Origin of the sequence: Catenuloplanes nepalensis (assembly GCF_030811575.1) — a bacterium.
Taxonomy (GTDB): Bacteria; Actinomycetota; Actinomycetes; order Mycobacteriales; family Micromonosporaceae; genus Catenuloplanes; species Catenuloplanes nepalensis.
Window position 1 is genome coordinate 8,498,190 of the sequence record NZ_JAUSRA010000001.1, and the last position, 16,121, is coordinate 8,514,310.

General features: G+C 73.7%; 12 protein-coding genes. 6 read left to right on the plus strand and 6 right to left on the minus strand.

Annotated features, from left to right (window positions below; translation table 11 throughout):
* Positions 1-22 precede the first annotated feature (22 nt).
* A complete protein-coding gene (locus J2S43_RS36880; RefSeq protein WP_306837118.1) occupies positions 23-1,618 on the minus strand; it encodes a hypothetical protein in 1,596 nt (531 codons plus the stop codon).
* Positions 1,619-1,702: 84 nt separating this feature from the next.
* Between J2S43_RS36880 and eccB the strand changes: the two genes are divergently transcribed.
* From eccB to J2S43_RS36895, 3 genes are all read left to right on the plus strand, one after another.
* Entirely contained in the window at positions 1,703-3,019 is a 1,317-nt protein-coding gene (gene eccB, locus J2S43_RS36885; RefSeq protein WP_306837120.1) for a type VII secretion protein EccB, read from the plus strand.
* A gap of 547 nt (positions 3,020-3,566) precedes the next feature.
* Positions 3,567-3,884 (plus strand): WXG100 family type VII secretion target, encoded by a 318-nt coding sequence (locus J2S43_RS36890; RefSeq protein WP_306837121.1) that lies wholly within the window; start codon positions 3,567-3,569, stop codon positions 3,882-3,884.
* Positions 3,881-4,162 carry a WXG100 family type VII secretion target gene (locus J2S43_RS36895; protein ID WP_306837123.1) on the plus strand — a complete coding sequence of 94 codons (282 nt, stop codon included), beginning with the start codon at positions 3,881-3,883 and terminating at the stop codon, positions 4,160-4,162. The genes J2S43_RS36890 and J2S43_RS36895 overlap by 4 nt, the downstream gene beginning before the upstream one ends.
* 123 nt (positions 4,163-4,285) lie before the next feature.
* Here J2S43_RS36895 and mycP read toward each other — a convergent pair whose 3' ends face one another.
* On the minus strand, positions 4,286-5,404 hold the full coding sequence (gene mycP / locus J2S43_RS36900; protein WP_306837125.1) for a type VII secretion-associated serine protease mycosin: 1,119 nt from the start codon (positions 5,402-5,404) through the stop codon (positions 4,286-4,288).
* Between the two features lie 306 nt (positions 5,405-5,710).
* Between mycP and J2S43_RS36905 the strand changes: the two genes are divergently transcribed.
* Together J2S43_RS36905 and J2S43_RS36910 are read left to right on the plus strand one after the other, a co-directional pair.
* Entirely contained in the window at positions 5,711-9,235 is a 3,525-nt protein-coding gene (locus J2S43_RS36905) for an SseB family protein (RefSeq protein WP_306837127.1), read from the plus strand.
* Complete coding sequence (locus tag J2S43_RS36910; RefSeq protein ID WP_306839705.1) at positions 9,232-9,597, plus strand: UCP033725 family protein; 366 nt, start codon at positions 9,232-9,234, stop codon at positions 9,595-9,597. Before J2S43_RS36905 ends, J2S43_RS36910 begins: the two co-directional genes overlap by 4 nt.
* 159 nt (positions 9,598-9,756) lie before the next feature.
* Here J2S43_RS36910 and J2S43_RS36915 read toward each other — a convergent pair whose 3' ends face one another.
* Positions 9,757-10,665, minus strand: a complete 909-nt coding sequence (locus J2S43_RS36915; RefSeq protein WP_306837130.1) for an alpha/beta fold hydrolase — start codon at positions 10,663-10,665, stop codon at positions 9,757-9,759.
* Between the two features lie 125 nt (positions 10,666-10,790).
* Positions 10,791-12,752 carry an acetate--CoA ligase gene (acs, locus tag J2S43_RS36920; protein ID WP_306837132.1) on the minus strand — a complete coding sequence of 654 codons (1,962 nt, stop codon included), beginning with the start codon at positions 12,750-12,752 and terminating at the stop codon, positions 10,791-10,793.
* Positions 12,753-13,024: 272 nt separating this feature from the next.
* On the opposite strand from acs, the gene J2S43_RS36925 reads away from it, so the two are divergent.
* Complete coding sequence (locus J2S43_RS36925) at positions 13,025-13,768, plus strand: Fic family protein (RefSeq protein ID WP_306837134.1); 744 nt, start codon at positions 13,025-13,027, stop codon at positions 13,766-13,768.
* 466 nt (positions 13,769-14,234) lie between these two features.
* Here the strand turns inward: J2S43_RS36925 and J2S43_RS36930 are convergent, their stop codons facing one another.
* Both J2S43_RS36930 and J2S43_RS36935 read right to left on the minus strand, forming a co-directional pair.
* Complete coding sequence (locus J2S43_RS36930; RefSeq protein ID WP_306837137.1) at positions 14,235-14,720, minus strand: PH domain-containing protein; 486 nt, start codon at positions 14,718-14,720, stop codon at positions 14,235-14,237.
* Between the two features lie 333 nt (positions 14,721-15,053).
* Complete coding sequence (locus J2S43_RS36935; RefSeq protein WP_306837139.1) at positions 15,054-15,854, minus strand: HAD family hydrolase; 801 nt, start codon at positions 15,852-15,854, stop codon at positions 15,054-15,056.
* Between the last annotated feature and the right edge of the window lie 267 nt (positions 15,855-16,121).

The following is a 16,121-nucleotide window of genomic DNA, read 5'->3' on the forward strand; positions in this document are numbered from 1 at the left end:
CTTCGCACAGCGCCACCAGCCACTACTCCGCTGCGCGATCAAGGGCTCGCTTCTCGGCGTCGCTCGGGGACGGCTCCACCCAGCGCAGCGCCCGGCCCGCGACCACCGCGAACATCCCCGGCCGGATCCGGGTGAGCCACCCGGCAGCCCGGCCCAGACCGAGGACCCGCTCGGCGATCTCCGCGTGCACGGCCGGCACCGCCTGCAACAGCACCAGATCGGCGCTCGCCGCGACCGCCGCGCTCTCCGGCGTCAGCTCGTCCAGAACCAAGAGCCTGGCATGTGGGTACGGATCGGAGCCGGGCCGGTGATCCAGCACTTCCAGCACCGGCCCCCACTTCGATACAGGCTCCAGTAGCGAGAACCAGGTGGCCGGGCGCGTGGAGCGGATCAGCGCCACCGCACCCGACCCGACGGCGCGGAGCGTGACCAGGCGGGCGCCGCGGACGTCCCCGACCACCGCGATCGTGACCGGCCCGGAGCGACGGAACGGGCGGATCACCACCGGGTCGCCCTCCCGGTTGTGCCCGAGGAACACGCCGTCCCGGGGCAGGCGGATGGGCTTTTTCGCTGGTGGGCTCTCGTGCGGGCTTCGGTGCGTGCTCCGCCGCGTGCTTCCGTGCGGGTTCTGAGGCGTGCTTCCGTGCGGGTTTCGGGCCAGCGGGAGCACGGCGGTCAGCGCGGCGAGGTGCTCGCCGTCCAGGCGGTGCGCGTGCGGCACCCGCGGTAGCCCCGGATGCGCCTCCGCCGGCACGGTGACGTGCAGCAACGTGTCGGCCGGGGTGAGCGCGAGGGTGACCCGGACCGCGTCGAGCCGGGCGAGGTCCGCGACCGGTGGGCGGTCGCCGAGGATCCGGAAGACGGCCTGCACCTGGTCCGGCGTGCGCAGGTGGCGCCACGTCTGCCGGTGCGGGCCGGCCGCCGTGCCCGCGAGGTCCCGGAGCGTCGTCGCCAGCTCCGCGCCGCCGAGCGGACGGTGCGGCAGGTCGCCCAGCACCGCGCGGACCGTGCGGAGCGCGCCGTGCAGGTCGCGGACCGGATCCCGGCCGGTCCGGTGCGGGACCCGGACGGCCAGCAGCGCGCGCACCCGCGCCGGCACGCCGGTCGTCGCGCGGTAGCCGGCGACCCGGGCCGGCTCGATCGCGACCACCAGCTGGATGTGGGCGTGCGCGGCCGGGAACTCGGCCGGGTGCGGCAGCGGCGCCGGCTCCGGCGCGATCAGCGCGTCCGGGTCACCCAGTTCCAGCACCACGGTCAGGCCGTGCTCGTCGTCGATCGCGGTGATCCCAGCGCCGTCCGGGCGGTGATCGCGCGGGTCGTCATGCGGGTCGTCGTGTGGTTCATCGTGCGGCAGCCGGGACGGTGGGGGCGGGATCGGGACCGTGGGCAGCGGCTCGGTGAGCACGGCCGGCGGGCGGGCCCGGTGGTGGCGCAGCGCGATGCCGAGCCACTCGTGCGTATGCCGGCCGCGTGGTCGGGCCCAGAGCGCGCCGATCACGACGGATGCGACCGTCGCGGCGATCGCGGCCGCGACCGGGCCGAGCAGCGCGGCGGCCAGCACGGCGGCGGCGGCCAGCTCGGTGGCCAGGATCCGGGCGGTCCGCGCGGAGACGGCCATCGCGCTAACCTCCTGCCGGTAATCGGATGCGCACCCACAATGATCGATGGGAGCGTAGTCGACCGGAACGATGTGGAGGGTGCGGTGCCGTCGCGGCAGGACCAGCTTGAGTCGTACCGGTTCGCGGTCCACCGGGTGGTCGCGGCGCTGGTCACGCGGGAGGCCGACCCGGCGCGCACGCCGTTCGCGCGGACCGGCGGCGCGGTGCTGGCCGGGCTGCTCGTCGCCGCGATCGGTGCCGGTGCGGTGCTGATCCACGACCTGCTCACCGGCGGCGGCGCCACGAACTGGCGGGACGAGCGCGCGGTGGTGGTCGAGCGGGAGACCGGCGCGCGGTACGTCTACCGGGACGCCCGGCTGCACCCGGTCGTCAACTACGCGTCGGCGCTGCTCATCGCGGGCGCGCCGAAGCCGGCCACGGTGCTGGTGTCGCGGCGGTCGATCGACGGGGTGGCGCGCGGCGTACCGCTGGGCATCGTGGACGCGCCGGACTCGCTCCCGCCCGCGGACCGGCTGGCCGGCGCGCCGTGGTCACTCTGCTCGGACGCGGGCTCGCCGGTGCTGCTGGCCGGGCCGGCCGCGGACGGCGGGACCCGGCTGGACTCCTCCGGCGCGCTGGTCACCGCCGCGGGCGAGATCCACCTGCTCTGGCACGACCGGCGGCACCCGGTCGCGTCCGCGGCGGTGCTGTCCGCGCTCGGCTGGAGTGCCGTGCGGCCGGCCGTGGTCAGCGCGGCGCTGCTCGACACGGTGCCGCTCGGGTCCGCGCTGGCCGCGCCGCGCGTGCCGGGCCTCGGCGATCCGTCGGCCGTGGCCGGCGCGGTGGCCGGGAGCGTCTTCGTGGTGGCGACCCAGGGCGGCGCGCGGGAGTACGCGGTGGCGCTCGCGGACGGACTGGCCACGATCACGCAGGTGCAGGCGGACGTGCTGCTCGGCGACCCGCGGACCGGGCAGTCCGGTCCGGTCGAGCTGTCCCAGGCGGCGTACGCGGCCGCGCCCCGCGCGGGCGACCTGCGCCCGCCGGACGCACCGGCGACGACGCCCGCGCTGCTGCCGGTGGAGGGCGCGCTGTGCGGCGTCGCGGACTCGGACGCCGGACTCGGCGAGCTGCGGGCCGGCGTGCGGCTGCCACCGGCGGACGGGTTCGCCTCAGCCGCCGTGCGGGTCGAGCCGGGGCGCGGCGCGCTGGTCGAGGCGGTGGCCGCCCCGGGCGCCGACGGCGGCACGATCAGCCTGGTCACGGCCGCGGGCCGGCGGCACGCGCTGGCGTCCGCGGACCTGTTGCCCACGCTCGGCTACCCGGAGGCGACACCGTTGCGCCTGCCGGCCGCGCTGGTCGACCTGATCCCGGAGGGCGCCGCCCTCGACCCGATCGCGGCGACCCGCCCCGCGCTGCCGTAGTCACCGCGACCCTGTCGTGCCTCCCGTGCCGTGCGCCGTGCCGTCGTGCGGTGCCGTGCGCCGTGCCGTCGTGCGGTGCCGTGCGCCGTGCCGTCGTGCGGTGCCGTGCGTCGTGCCGTCGTGCGGTGCCGTGCGTCGTGCCGTCGTGCGGTGCCGTGCGTCGTGCCGTCGTGCGGTGCCGTGCGTCGTGCCGTCGTGCGCCGCGCTGTCGTGCGGTGCCGTGCGTCGCGCCGTCGTGCGCCGCGCTGTCATGCGGTGCCGTGCGTCGTGCTGTCGTGCGATGCCTTGCGCGGCGAGGGCTTCTTGCGGTGTATGCCGTGGCGGGCGGCGGTCAAGGCGACCGATTGCTGTGTCGCATCGTGCGGAGTGGCGTGTCCCGGCCGTCCCCGACTTCGGCATCCGCGCTGGTGGCGACCGTGTGTGCAGCGCGGTTATCGCCGGGAAACGCCGGGGCGCTCCCGGCTTGCCGCCTTTGAGCCGTGCAGCCGTCGAAGACCGGCGGAGCTGGATAGCGTGCGAGCCCTGGAAGGCGTGGGAGGAGTGGCGGATGACAGAGGCGACCACGGTGGACCCGGCGGCGCTGGTGGGCGTGGCGACGACGTGCGACGACGCGGCGGCCGGGCTGCGCACGCTGCTGGGCGGGATGCTCACCCGGCTGGACGACGGCCGCGCGGCCTGGCAGGGCGAGGGCGGCACCGCGTTCGGGGAACTGCGCGCGGCCTGGGCGCGCGATCAGGAGTCGCTGGTCGCGGCGCTGACCGGCACCGCGGCCATGCTGCGGGCCACGGCGGCCGCCTACGTCGCGGCCGACGACGACGCGGCGGTCCACCTGGCCGGGCTCTTCGGCGCCTGGAGCCGCTCGTGATCGTCGACGTCGTGGCGGTGCGCCGGATGGGTGCGGAGATCACCGCGACCGCCGTCGCGCTGCGATCCGCGCTCGACGACCTGGACGAGCGGACCCGGTTGCCGGCCGAGGCCTGGGGCGGCGAGGCGCGGCACGCCTTCGCGGAGCGGCGCGACGCCTGGCGGCGTGCGGCCGACGACCTGACCGCGCTGCTGCGCGAGATCGGCCGCGAGGTCGACGACGCCGCGGCCGACTACCTGGCCACCGAGAGCCGGAACCGGGCACTCTTCGGTCCCTGACCGGGTTCGACACCCCATGATCAGGGCGTCCCGCATGCCGTTCCAGCGACACGGGTGACGCACTGATCACTCGCCTTCGTGGACGCGGCGGATGTCTCTCGCGCGCGTGGACTGCGCGACGGATCAGTCGGGCTTCGTGGTGGGGGAACGGCGGCGGCGGGCATGGCGGAGGACCGTCGTGAGCGCGAGTGTGACGGCCGCGGCGGCCAGGCCGACGGCGGCGAGCGTGAGCGCGCGCGGCGTGCCCGGATGCGACGTGGCGACGGCCTCGGCGGCCGGGATGGCCGGGGGCGCGGCCGGACCGGGCCGGGTGGACGGCACCGCGGGCAGTGTGTCGGTGACCGCGCGGTACGGGTTGAGCACGCCGTAGCCGTACGCGTCGCTGGCCGGGCCGCCCGGTGCCGGATCGGTGGTGTCGACCAGGCGCGCGATCACCTCGGTGGCGGTCAGCTCCGGCCAGCGCTGCCGGACCAGCGCGGCGGTCGCGGCGCCGAACGGGGCGGCGTAACTGGTGCCGTCCGCGTACGCGTGGCCGCCGCCGGGCACCGCGGTCAGCACGTGGCCGCCGGGCGCGACCAGGTCGACGTAGGCGCCGGTCTGCGAGTACGCGGCGGCCTGGCCGGACTCGGTGATCGCGCCGACGCCGAGCACACCGGCGTAGGCCGCGGGGTACGGCGTGGGGTCGGTCGCCCGCTCCGGAGTCTCGTGCCGGTTGCCGACCGCGGCGACCACGATCACGTCGTTCGCGACCGCGTAGCCGATGGCGGCGCGGACCGCCGGATCGTCGGCGTAGAGCACGACGGACATGTTGAGCACGTCGGCGTCGTTGTCCACTGCCCACCGGACCGCGGCGGCGAGCCGGTCCGGCGGGACGGTGCGGCCGGTCTGTGCGCCGTCCACGATCTGCTGCTCACTCACCCGTACCGGCAGGATCTGGGTCTCCGGCGCGACGCCCCGGAACGCGACGCCGGGCGTGGGACCGGCCGCGATCAGACTGGCGACCGCGGTGCCGTGACCGACGCAGTCGACCGCGCCCTCGCCGTCGTCATCGAGGAAGTCGGCGCCGTGCGACACGCGTCCGGCCAGCTGGGGGTGGCTGGGGTCGACGCCGGAGTCGATCACGGCGACCACCGTGCCGGTGCCGTCCGCGACGGTGGCGAGGCGGTCCAGACCGTACCGTTGCTGGGCCCATGGCTCTTCTCGGACGATGCCGGACGGCGCAGCGGTGCTTTCGCAGGACAAACCGGTCGTTGAGACTGCCCTAAGGGGTACTGGCGCGGAAGCGGAGAGTTGTGTTCTGATGCCCGCCAGGTGCGTCACGGTTTTCTGTGGCATGGTGGGTTCTGAGGGGATAAATCCCGTCAAAGCCCACAGCACGGTGACTGCGGCGATGCCAGCTCGGCCACGCATCCCGCCTCCTTCGCCCGGGCGATGGTATCCGCGAGGACGCTGACTCTGTGACCCTGTCCGGCCGCGCGTTGTGATCTTGGATCTACCTTGTAGGTTGTACGCGAATGCGTCTGGCCTGATGGGTGAAGGGAGGTGGCCGTGACCGACTGGGAGCCGGCCACCGAGGCCGAAGCGGCCATGCGGGAGGCCCTCCGTCAGGAGGACCAGGAAGCCTATTTCCAGGTGCTCGCGCGCACGGAGTTGCTGCTGCCGGTCTCCGGCGACGCACCGGCCGGCGGGCCGCCGAGCTGGGGCACGTGGACCACCGGCGGACGCACGCACGTGCTCGCCTTCACGTCGGCCGCGGCACTGGCGGCCTGCCTCGCGCAGCACGCCGGTTCGACGCGCCACGTCCCCTACCAGGAGCTCGCCTCCGGCTGGCCGAACGAGGACTGGTGGCTGGCGGTCAACCCCGGCCTGTCCATCGAGGGCTACCTGCCGGCCTGGTTCGTGTCCCAGCTCGCGCGCGGCGACGTGCGCCTGCCGGGCAGGACCATGGGCGCCCGCGCCCGGCTGATGAAGGCCGACAGCGCGAACCGCGCCCGCGCCACCGCGTCCGTGCCGGGCATGACCCGGCCGAGCGAGGACGAGGTCGCGGCCGCGATGGCCGCGCCCGGTGCGCACCACTCGCCCGGCACGCTCAGCGGCAACGGGCTGATCACCAGCAGCGAGCCCTCCGCGGGTACGGGTTTGGAGACCGCACCCGAGCCGGAGCAGCATGCGAACTGGGGAGCCGACTTCTCCGGACCGTCCCGCTGGGCCGCGGCGCCGGCGGCCCCCGGTGCATCGTCCCGTCCCGAGCCGGAGACGCCGGCCGGGCTGCTCGCGCCGCCGATCGGGCCGGACGGGCTGCCGCGCCGGCCGGCAGGCGGCGACGCCAAGCCGGGCGAGGTCGCGCCGCTCGTGCGGCCGACGCCGCTGGCACCGCTCGCACCTCCCGGATCGCCCGGTTCCCCCGCGTCGAGCGGTGGGTTCCCGGTGCTGCCCGGCGGTTTCACGCCGGCCACCGACGAAGGCACGTTCGCGTCGCGGCCCGCCGGCCCCGAACCGCTGCCGACGCGTCCCGCGGACCCGCCCGGGCCGAACGGCGACACCGCACCGCCACGGTACGGTGCACGCACCGTCGCGGCCGACGCGTTCCCGGCCCGGGCCGAGGGGGACGGGCTGCCGCGGCGGCCACTTCCGGACTCGCCGAGCGCGCGGTCGCAGGCCGAGCCGTTCACGCCCGCGGACACGCGTCCGCCGGGATTCTCGCCGCTGCCACCCGCCGGTGCGCTGCCGTCCCGTCCGGCGCCGTCCGACCCGGCGTCGAGCGGAGGCTTCCCGGTGCGGCCCGGCGGCGAATCGCGGCCGGAGACCGGCACGCCGGCGCCGTTCCGTCCGGCGGGTTACGACCCGCGGGCCGATGCGACGCCGCAGCGGCCGGACACCAACGGTCTCGCACCACGGCCGGGACCGGGCGGTTCCGTGCCGCGCCCCGACGCCGGTGGGTTCTCGTCGCGGCCGGAGTCCGGTGGGTTCGGGGCGCCGTCGGAGGTCGGTGGCTTCCCGCAGCGTGCCGAGTCCGGCGGATTCCCCTCCGGCCCCGGGACCAATGGTCTCTCGTCGCTGCCGGAGCCCGGTGGCCTCCCGCAGCGTCCCGACGCGGGTGGCCTCCCGGCGCGGCCGGACGCGGCCAACGGCCTTCCCGCTCGATCCGGCACCGAGAGCGGCCTTGAGCCGCTGCCGAAGCGGCCACCGAACGGCGAGTCGCTGCCCAAGCGCCCGTCGGCGGCGGATGCGCTCGGGTCGCGTTCGGCGGCTGCCGACGCGCTCGGGTCCCGTTCGTCCTTCGGGCCCGGCCCTTCCGCGGACTCGCTGACGGCTCGTCCTTCCGCGGACTCGCTGACGGCTCGTCCTTCCGCGGACTCGCTGACGGCTCGTCCGGCTGCCGGTGGCGGGTTGCCGGCGCGTCCCGTTCCCGCGTCGCCGGCCGCTCCGGGCCCGGATGCGTTGTCCCGCTCCGGATCCGACTCGCCGCTGTCCCGGCCCGGGTTCGACTCGCCGCTGTCCCGGCCGGGTGCCGAGCCGCTGCCGACCCGTCCCGGAAGCGACGAGCCGACCAGCCGCCCGGGCAACGACTCGCTGTCCACCCGAACCGGCACGGACGCAGTCCCGTCCCGCCCCGGCGCGGACGCTCTGCCGTCCAGCCCAGGCACGGATGCACTTCCGTCCCGGCCCGGCGCGGATCCGCTGCCGTCCCGGCCGACCTCGCCCGCGCCCGTCGCTCCGGTGTCCGAGGACTCCGCGGGCTCCGCGGCGTCCGAGGCCCCGGCCGGCGACGAAGGGCCCGCGGTCGGCCCCGGTGGCCTGCCGCGCCGGCAGGCGAGCAGCACGCCGACCGTCTACGGTGGTGCGGTCCCGGTCGAGGAGGCCACCGACTATCTGCGCGGCGCCGCCCACCAGGGCCCGGCCGTGGAGGAGCGCGCGCCGCACGTCTGGGCCGCGCCCGGCGAGGCGCCCGCGTACGGCGCACCGTCCTACGCCTCGCCGCAGCCGGACGCCGGCTACACGCCCGACCCGGACCGGCCGTTCTCGCCCGCGCCGACGCCCGCCTACCGGCCGGAGTCGCAGAGCGCGCCGCCGCCGGACCTGGCCGGTTTCGCGCCCGCGAACGAGGTCGAGGAGGAGCTGCTCGCGGCCGCCGGCGACGGCAGCACCGACTCGTTCCTGTCCACGCTGCTGCTGGCCCGCGTGATGCTGCCGCTCAAGCCGGGCACGTCCGCGTCCGGCGGGCGCCCCGGCGACCCGGACTTCGCGTGGCGCACCGACATGATCGACGGCGAGCGGTACGTGGTGGTCTACACCTCCCCGGAGCGCCTCGCCGAGCACCTGTTCGGCGGTGAGGCGATCGAGACCGTCTCGGTGAAGTTCGCCCGCCTGATCCGGCACTGGCCGGACCCGGGTCTGTCGTTCGCGGTCAACCCGGGCAGCCCGGTCGGCGCGACGCTGCCGGGCAGCCAGATCGTGGCGCTGGCCAGTTGGGCCAAGGAGGTCGGGCTCGGCGAGGAGGCCGAGGCGGAGGAGGTCGCCGAGCCGGCGCCTGCGCCGGTGCGCGTGGCGGAGACGCCCGCGCCGGTGTCCCGTCCGCCGGACCCGAACGCGCCGACCGTGATGCAGAAGGCGGTCTCGCCGGAGCAGGTCGACTACTTCCTGAACCGCGGGTACGACCGGGTGTCCGGCTTCCTGCACCGGGCGAACGAGGTCGAGCACCTGGCCACGCCCGGTCAGCTGCTGGCCGCGCTGGGCCTGCTCTACCCGGGTTCGCCGTTCCGGGCGGACGCGGACTCGGTGCACGTGCTGCGCTGGCCGGCGTACCGGCCGACGCTGTACCGGATCCCGTACGGCGGCCAGAACGAGAACGCGATGCGCGCGATGGAGGGCTGGGTGATCGAGCGCCCGCCGTTCCGCGGTAACGGGTTCGCGCCCGGCGACAGCTCCGACGTGATCGCCGAGTTCAAGGTCGACAGTGTGCGCCTGCCGCACGGCTCCGAGCTGTGGATCATGGATGGGTCCGGCCGGCAGACGCTGCTCGCCCTGCTCGACACGGACGCGATGACCTGGCGAAAGGTCGGCGAGAACTGATGCGCGACGGCTACGTGGCCCGCTACCAGGGCCGCGAGTACGAGGCGAGCCCGGACGGCGACAACGTGCGCATCTACCAGCCGCAGGCCGGTGACGGGTTCTCCGAGGTGCGTCCGGGCCGGTACGTGCGGGTGCTGAACGCCGGCGAGGTCGACGACCTGATGTACGTGCGGACCACCTGCACCTGGCAGGGCGAGCCGTTCATCGTGCTCGGCGAGGCCGACGGCTGGCTGCGCGTGGAGTACACCGGCGGCAAGGCCCCGGCCGCGCAGGCGCTCGGCCTGGAGGAGTTCGACTTCGGCGTCTACCAGGGCTGGGCGCCGCTGTCCGCGGTCACCGACCTCCGCGAGAACCGCATCTGAACGCCGCGGTTTCTCCGGTCCACCCACCGCCTGCACCGGCCACGTGAGGCGCGGGCGACCAGAGAGGGCGGGCGACATTCGGACACGCTCCTCGTCTGAATGCCGTCCGTCACCGCCGCCGGGAGTGGCGCCGAGCCCGAGGAGCGAAGCGACGACCAGTCATTTGGCCCAGCGCAGGATCTCGGACGTGACCAGTTCCGGGACCTCCTGGTGCGGGAAGTGGCCGACGCCGCGCAGCGGGAGCCATTCGTAGGAGGACTTCACGTACCGGCTGGAGCCCTGTGCCGTTCTCGGCAGGATGGCCTGGTCCTGGGTGCCGTGCAGCTGAAGCGTCGGCGTGATCAGCGGTTTCTGCATCATCTTGACGAACCGGTAGCCGTGCAGGCGCACCCCGGCCCGGAACGCCCACCGATATCCCTCCATCGCGCAGAACGCGGCCTGCGGGATGGTGATCGCCTCCCGGCAGCGCGCCTCGTAGTCGGCGAAGTCCGCGCTGTTCACCCACTCCCGGCCGCCCCAGCGGCGCAGCAGGTTGCCGACCTCGGCGCCGTTGTCCCGGGCGAGCACGTGCTCGTACCGCGGGAGCTGGTATTTGAGTGTGTGGGTCGCGGCGGCGACCTGGCCGCGCGGGTCGGAGAAGAGCGCGGCGCGCAGCCGCAGCGGGTGCGCGGCGCCCATCACGATCAGCCGGGTGACCATCTGCGGGTGGAACGCCGCGGTGGTCCAGCCGATCATGCCGCCGGCGCCGGCGCCGACCAGGATCGCGGACCGCTCGCCGAGCGCGCGGATGGTGCCGGCGACGTCCGCCGCGAGCGTGTATCCGTCGTATCCGCGCGGCGGCTTGTCGCTGGCGCCGTAGCCGCGCAGGTCCATCGCGACCGCGCGGAACCCGGCGTCCGCGACCATCGGCAGGATCCGGTGCCAGGCCCACCAGAATTCCGGAAAACCGTGCAGGAACAGCACGAGCGGTCCGGTGCCGGCCTCCACGACGTGAAACCTGCTGCCGTTCGCGCCGACGAACCGGTGTGTCCACGGCCCTTCGATCAGCACGCTCGCGTCGTCAGTCATGGGCTAAGAGTAGGGCCGAGACCAAGAAGCGCATCCGGGGTGCCCATCAGGAAAACCCTGAAAGACATTCGGGGGTACGGATGGGAAGTCGCGGTTCCCATCCGTACCCCCGAATGCTTTTGGTCTTAATCGTCCGACTTGCTGTCCTTCATGCCGCTGGCGATCAGGTCCATCACGGTGGAGTCCTGGAGCGTGGTGACGTCACCGAGCGAGCGGTGCTCCGCCACGTCGCGCAGCAGGCGGCGCATGATCTTGCCGGAGCGGGTCTTCGGCAGCTCCGCGACCAGCATGATCTGGCGCGGCTTCGCGATCGGCCCGAGCGTCTTCGCCACGTGATTGCGCAGCTCCTGGATCAGCGCCTCACCGGCCTCACCCGCGGTGTCGACGTTGCCGCGCGGGATGGTGAACGCGACGATCGCCTGCCCGGTGGTCGGGTCGGTGGCGCCGACGACCGCGGCCTCGGCCACCGACGGGTGCGAGACCAGCGCGGACTCGACCTCGGTGGTGGAGATGTTGTGCCCGGACACCAGCATCACGTCGTCGACCCGGCCGAGCAGCCAGATGTGCCCGTCGTCATCCTTCTTCGCGCCGTCACCGGCGAAGTACATGCCGTCGAACCGCGACCAGTACGTCTCCACGAACCGGTTGTCGTCGCCCCAGATCGTGCGCAGCATCGACGGCCACGGCTCGCGCAGCACCAGGTAGCCACCGCCGCCGTTCGGCACGGACTTGCCCTGGTCGTCGACCACGTCCGCGGAGATGCCGGGCAGCGGCGTCATGGCCGAGCCGGGCTTGGCTGCGGTCACGCCGGGCAGCGGGGAGATCATGATGGCGCCGGTCTCGGTCTGCCACCAGGTGTCCACGACCGGCGTGTTGTTGTGCCCGATCGTCTCCCGGTACCAGATCCAGGCCTCCGGGTTGATCGGCTCGCCGACGCTGCCCAGGATGCGCAGCGAGGACAGGTCGTAACCGGCCGGGATGTCCGCGCCCCACTTCATCATGGTGCGGATCAGCGTGGGCGCGGTGTAGAGGATGGTGACCTTGTAGCGGTCGACGATCTCCCAGAACCGGGCCTTGCTCGGCGTGTCCGGCGTCCCCTCGTACATCACCTGCGTCGCGCCGTTGGCCAGCGGGCCGTACACGATGTAGGAGTGGCCGGTCACCCAGCCGATGTCCGCGGTGCACCAGTAGACGTCGGTCGCAGGCTTCAGGTCGAAGACCGCGTGGTGCGTGAACGCGGTCTGCGTCAGATATCCACCGCTGGTGTGCAGGATGCCCTTCGGCTTCGCCGTGGTGCCGGACGTGTAGAGGATGAACAGCGGGTGCTCCGCGTCGAACGCCTGCGCCGTGTGCTCCGTCGAGGCCTGCTCCACGGTCTCGTGCCACCACAGGTCCTTCTGACCCCAGGCGACCTCCTGCCCGGTGCGGCGCACGACCAGCACGTGCTCGACGCTCGGCGTGCTCTGCAGCGCCTCGTCCACGATCGACTTCAGCCCCGACGGCTTGCCGCGCCGGTAACCGCCGTCCGCGGTGATCACGATCTTCGCGGTGGCGTCGTTGATCCGGTTGCTCAGCGAGTCGGCCGAGAAGCCGCCGAACACCACGCTGTGCGTGGCGCCGAGCCGCGCGCAGGCCAGCATCGCGACCGCGGCCTCCGGGATCATCGGCAGGTAGATCGCCACCCGGTCGCCGGCGACGACGCCCAGCTCGGTCAGGTAGTTCGCCGCCTGCGAGACCGACTTGAGCAGGTCGGCGTAGGTGATGGTGCGCGTGTCACCGGGCTCGCCCTCCCAGTGGATCGCGACCTTGTCGCCCTTCCCGGCGGCCACGTGCCGGTCCAGGCAGTTGTAGGCCACGTTCAGCTCGCCGCCGGTGAACCACTTCGCGAACGGCGGGTTGGACCAGTCGAGCACCTGCTCCCACGGCTTCGACCACTCCAGGCGGCGCGCCTGCGTCTCCCAGAACGCGAGCCGGTCGTTCGCGGCCTGCTGGTATGCGGCGTCGGTGACGTTGGCCTCCGCGGCGAGCGCGGCCGGCGGCGGGAACGTCCGCTCCTCCTTGAGAAGGTTCGCCAAGGTCTCACTCATCGATGAACTCCTCGTCAGACGTCCGTGTGATCCAGGTCTCCGCCGAGACTAGCGTCGGTCCTGGTGAGCAGCCATAAGCGGTCACCGTACGCGCCGAATGGCGCACGGTGAGCGCCCACCGGTTGATCTTCGCACCGCTGCTCTCCGCCGTGAAGAGACCGTTACGAGTCGATTTCCCCGGCTGCCGCCCCGACCACCCAACCCCGGCCGGTCCGAATGCCCTCCGACCTCTTTCCCCACCGCGTCCCACCAGGGCGGTAGCGTCTCCTTCCGTGAACGACCCCCTCGCCCCGCTGCTCGATCTCGCCGACGTCGCGTCCGCGGTGACCGCCGCGCGTGATCATGTGGACGCCGCCATGCGGCACCGCGCGTTGCGCCGCAAAGGCGGGCAGGTCGTCGCGGAGGTCGGACTCCGCGCCGCGGTCGCCAGTGCCGCCCTGGAGGGCGCAGAGCACGACCCCGAGGTGGTACGGCAGGGAGCTGTCACCGACCCGGTCATGCAGGGCGCGCTGCGGGTGACCGGCGCGCTGGACGGGCTCGCGCCGCGCTGGCGGACCGCGCCCCGCCAGGTGCTGGCCCGCCTGCACGTGCTGGCCGCGCGCGGCGTGGTCGCCGACTCCGAGCTGGGCCGGCCGATCGCGGACCCGGTGGTCGCGGCGCGGCTGGACACGCTGATGGGCCTGGTCGCGGGCGGCACCAACGCGCCGCCGCTGGTGCTGGCCGCGATCGTGCACGGCGAGCTGCTGAACCTGCGGCCGTTCGAGGGCCCGTCCGGCGTGGTCGCGCGCGCGGCCGCGCGGCTGACGTTGCTGGCCACCGGCTTCGACCCGCGCGGCCTGATCGCGGTCGAGGTCGGTCACCTGCGCCGCCAGCCGGAGTACGTCGGCGCCGCCGGCGCGTTCGCCACCGGCACCCCGGACGGCCTGCGCTCCTGGCTGCGCCACTACACCGCCGCGGTCGAGGCCGGCGCCGACGAGATCGCCCCGATCGGCGACGCCGTCCTGGCCGCCGCCTGACTCGCCGTTCCCGCCCGGATCACCGCACCGGCCGGCGTACTTCGAAGCCGGTGCGAAGCCACCGTCAAGGCGAGCTGCCGGGCTGCCGGCCGGTGTTCGAGCTGCCGGGTTGCCGGCCGGTGTTCGAGCTGCCGGGCTGCCGCCCGCGTCCGAGCCGCCCGGCCGCCGCCCGCGTCCGAACCGCCGGGTCGGCTGCGGCCCCATCGGCGCGGCGTTCGAGTCGCCGAGGTCGGCTGCGGGCCGTTCGAGTCGCCGAGGTCGGCTGCGGGCCGTTCGAGTCGCCGAGGTCGGCTGCGGGCCGTTCGAGCCGCCGAAGCCGACTGCTGGCCGGTCGGCGGCGTTCGAGCCGCTGGCTTTTCCCGGCCACCCACCTCACTGACAGGGAGGCCGCCCGCGGCCGACCGGTGCCCGCGGGAGCACTCGGAACGCAACCCCGCCGGAAGCGGGAACATCCGCTTTTTTGGTCTTAAGCGTTGTTCATCGCGAGTTGCAGCACGTGGCGTTCGCGGAGTTCGTGGAAGACCTGGCGGAAGAGGCCGGGGCGGGAGTGGAAGTCGACGCCCTGTGCCCACATCTCCGTCTTGATCTCCGTGCCGTCGTGGCGGTCGATCAGCACGGTCATGCCGCCGGGGATGCGAAAACCGCCGAACGTGTAGGTCACGTCCTGCATGCGGAACCGGTCGATGTCGGCCCAGGGGACGGTGCGGGTCCAGAACAGGCCGCGGATCCGGACGCCGGGGTCGCCGACGTAGACGCCCATCCGCGCGATGCGCACCGCCCCGATCGCCCAGGCGGCGGCCAGGATCAGCGAGAAGACGATCGTCGCGGTGGTGTCGAAGCCGAAGAGCCGCTCGCTGGTCCAGCCGAGGGCGGTGATGCTCGCGGCCTCCCAGGCGATCACGAGCCACCGGCCACTGCCCGGAGGGTAGGGCCGAGTCCAGTGTGTCTTCATTTGCGCAAGTATGCCTTTATGTCCACGCCCGCTGGTCGGACGTTCGAGTGGCGGCACGTGGACGGCGCCTCGATCACGAGGCGCCGTCACCACACGTCCGGTCCGGGTTATCAAGCGTGTCCGTATGTCGTCTGCACCGGTCCCGGAGGAGCCGATGCCACGTGCCTATCGCGGCGGGCCGCGCGTGGGTGCCCGGTGGCCGTGAGCGGGGCTGGTCTCCCATGCCCGCCCCCTTTTTCTACGCCGCCACCGGCTTGATCGCCAGGGCCTTGGCGGATCGCGTTACCGGTGGGGCAGGATTGGTTTCCGCAGCTCAGACAAGCCTGTAGGAGGTCACGCGGTGGCGGCGCGGGCCTTGCGAATCCGCCCGTACCACGCGACGCCGATCGCGACGCCGACGCCGAGGCTGAGCGCGGCGGCCGCGACCGGGACGGCCGGCTGGGTGCGCAGGCGGCGGCCGATCGCGATCGGGTGACGGAACTCGAGCACCGGCCAGCCACGCTCGATCGCGGTGCGGCGCAGCGCGCGGGACGGATTGACCGCGCTCGGGTGGCCGACGCACTCCAGCAGCGGCAGGTCGCTGCTGGAGTCGGAGTACGCATAGCACTCGGACAGGTCGTAGCCGCGCTCCTCGACCAGCAGGTTCACGCCCTCGACCTTGGCCGGGCCGGCGGCGTAGAACTCGACCTGCCCGCTGTACCGCCCGTCGACGATCTCCATCCGGGTGGCGATCACGTCGGTGACGCCGAGCAGCTCGCCGATCGGGCGGACCATCTCGTCGCCCGACGCGGAGACCAGCACGACGTCCCGCCCGGCCGCCTGGTGCTCGGCGATCAGCGCGGTGGCCTCGGCGTACACGTAAGGGTGGATCAGCTCGTGCAGCGTCTCCGTGACGATCTGGCTGACCTGCTCCACCGACCAGCCCTTGCAGAGCTGCGCGAGGTAGTCGCGGGTGCGTGCCATGGTCTGCTCGTCGGTGCCGCCGAGGCGGAACATGAGCTGCGCATACGCCGACTTGACGACGTCTCGCCGGGTGATCAGCCCATCACGGTAGAACGGACGGCCGAACGCCAAGGCGCTTGACTTGGCGATGACGGTCTTGTCGAGATCGAAAAACGCGGCGCTTCGGCCCACGGCAGCAGAGTTTAACGTGACCATGCGAACGGCCGGCCACGGCGGCGTGGATTGCCTGTGATGTTGCCCGCAAACCGGCGTGTCGCGGGTCATAAGGCGTTCGCCACTCGACGTGCGCGGTCGACTTCAGGCATCCTTAGGTTTGCGACGCCGATTCATGTCCTCTCCAGGTGTCGCCCGAAGACCCTCGGCGGTTGCACCCCCCCGTGACTGCCGAGAGGGTTCGGCTCGACCCCCCCGGAGTCGGACCCCCGGACGGCCCCCGTC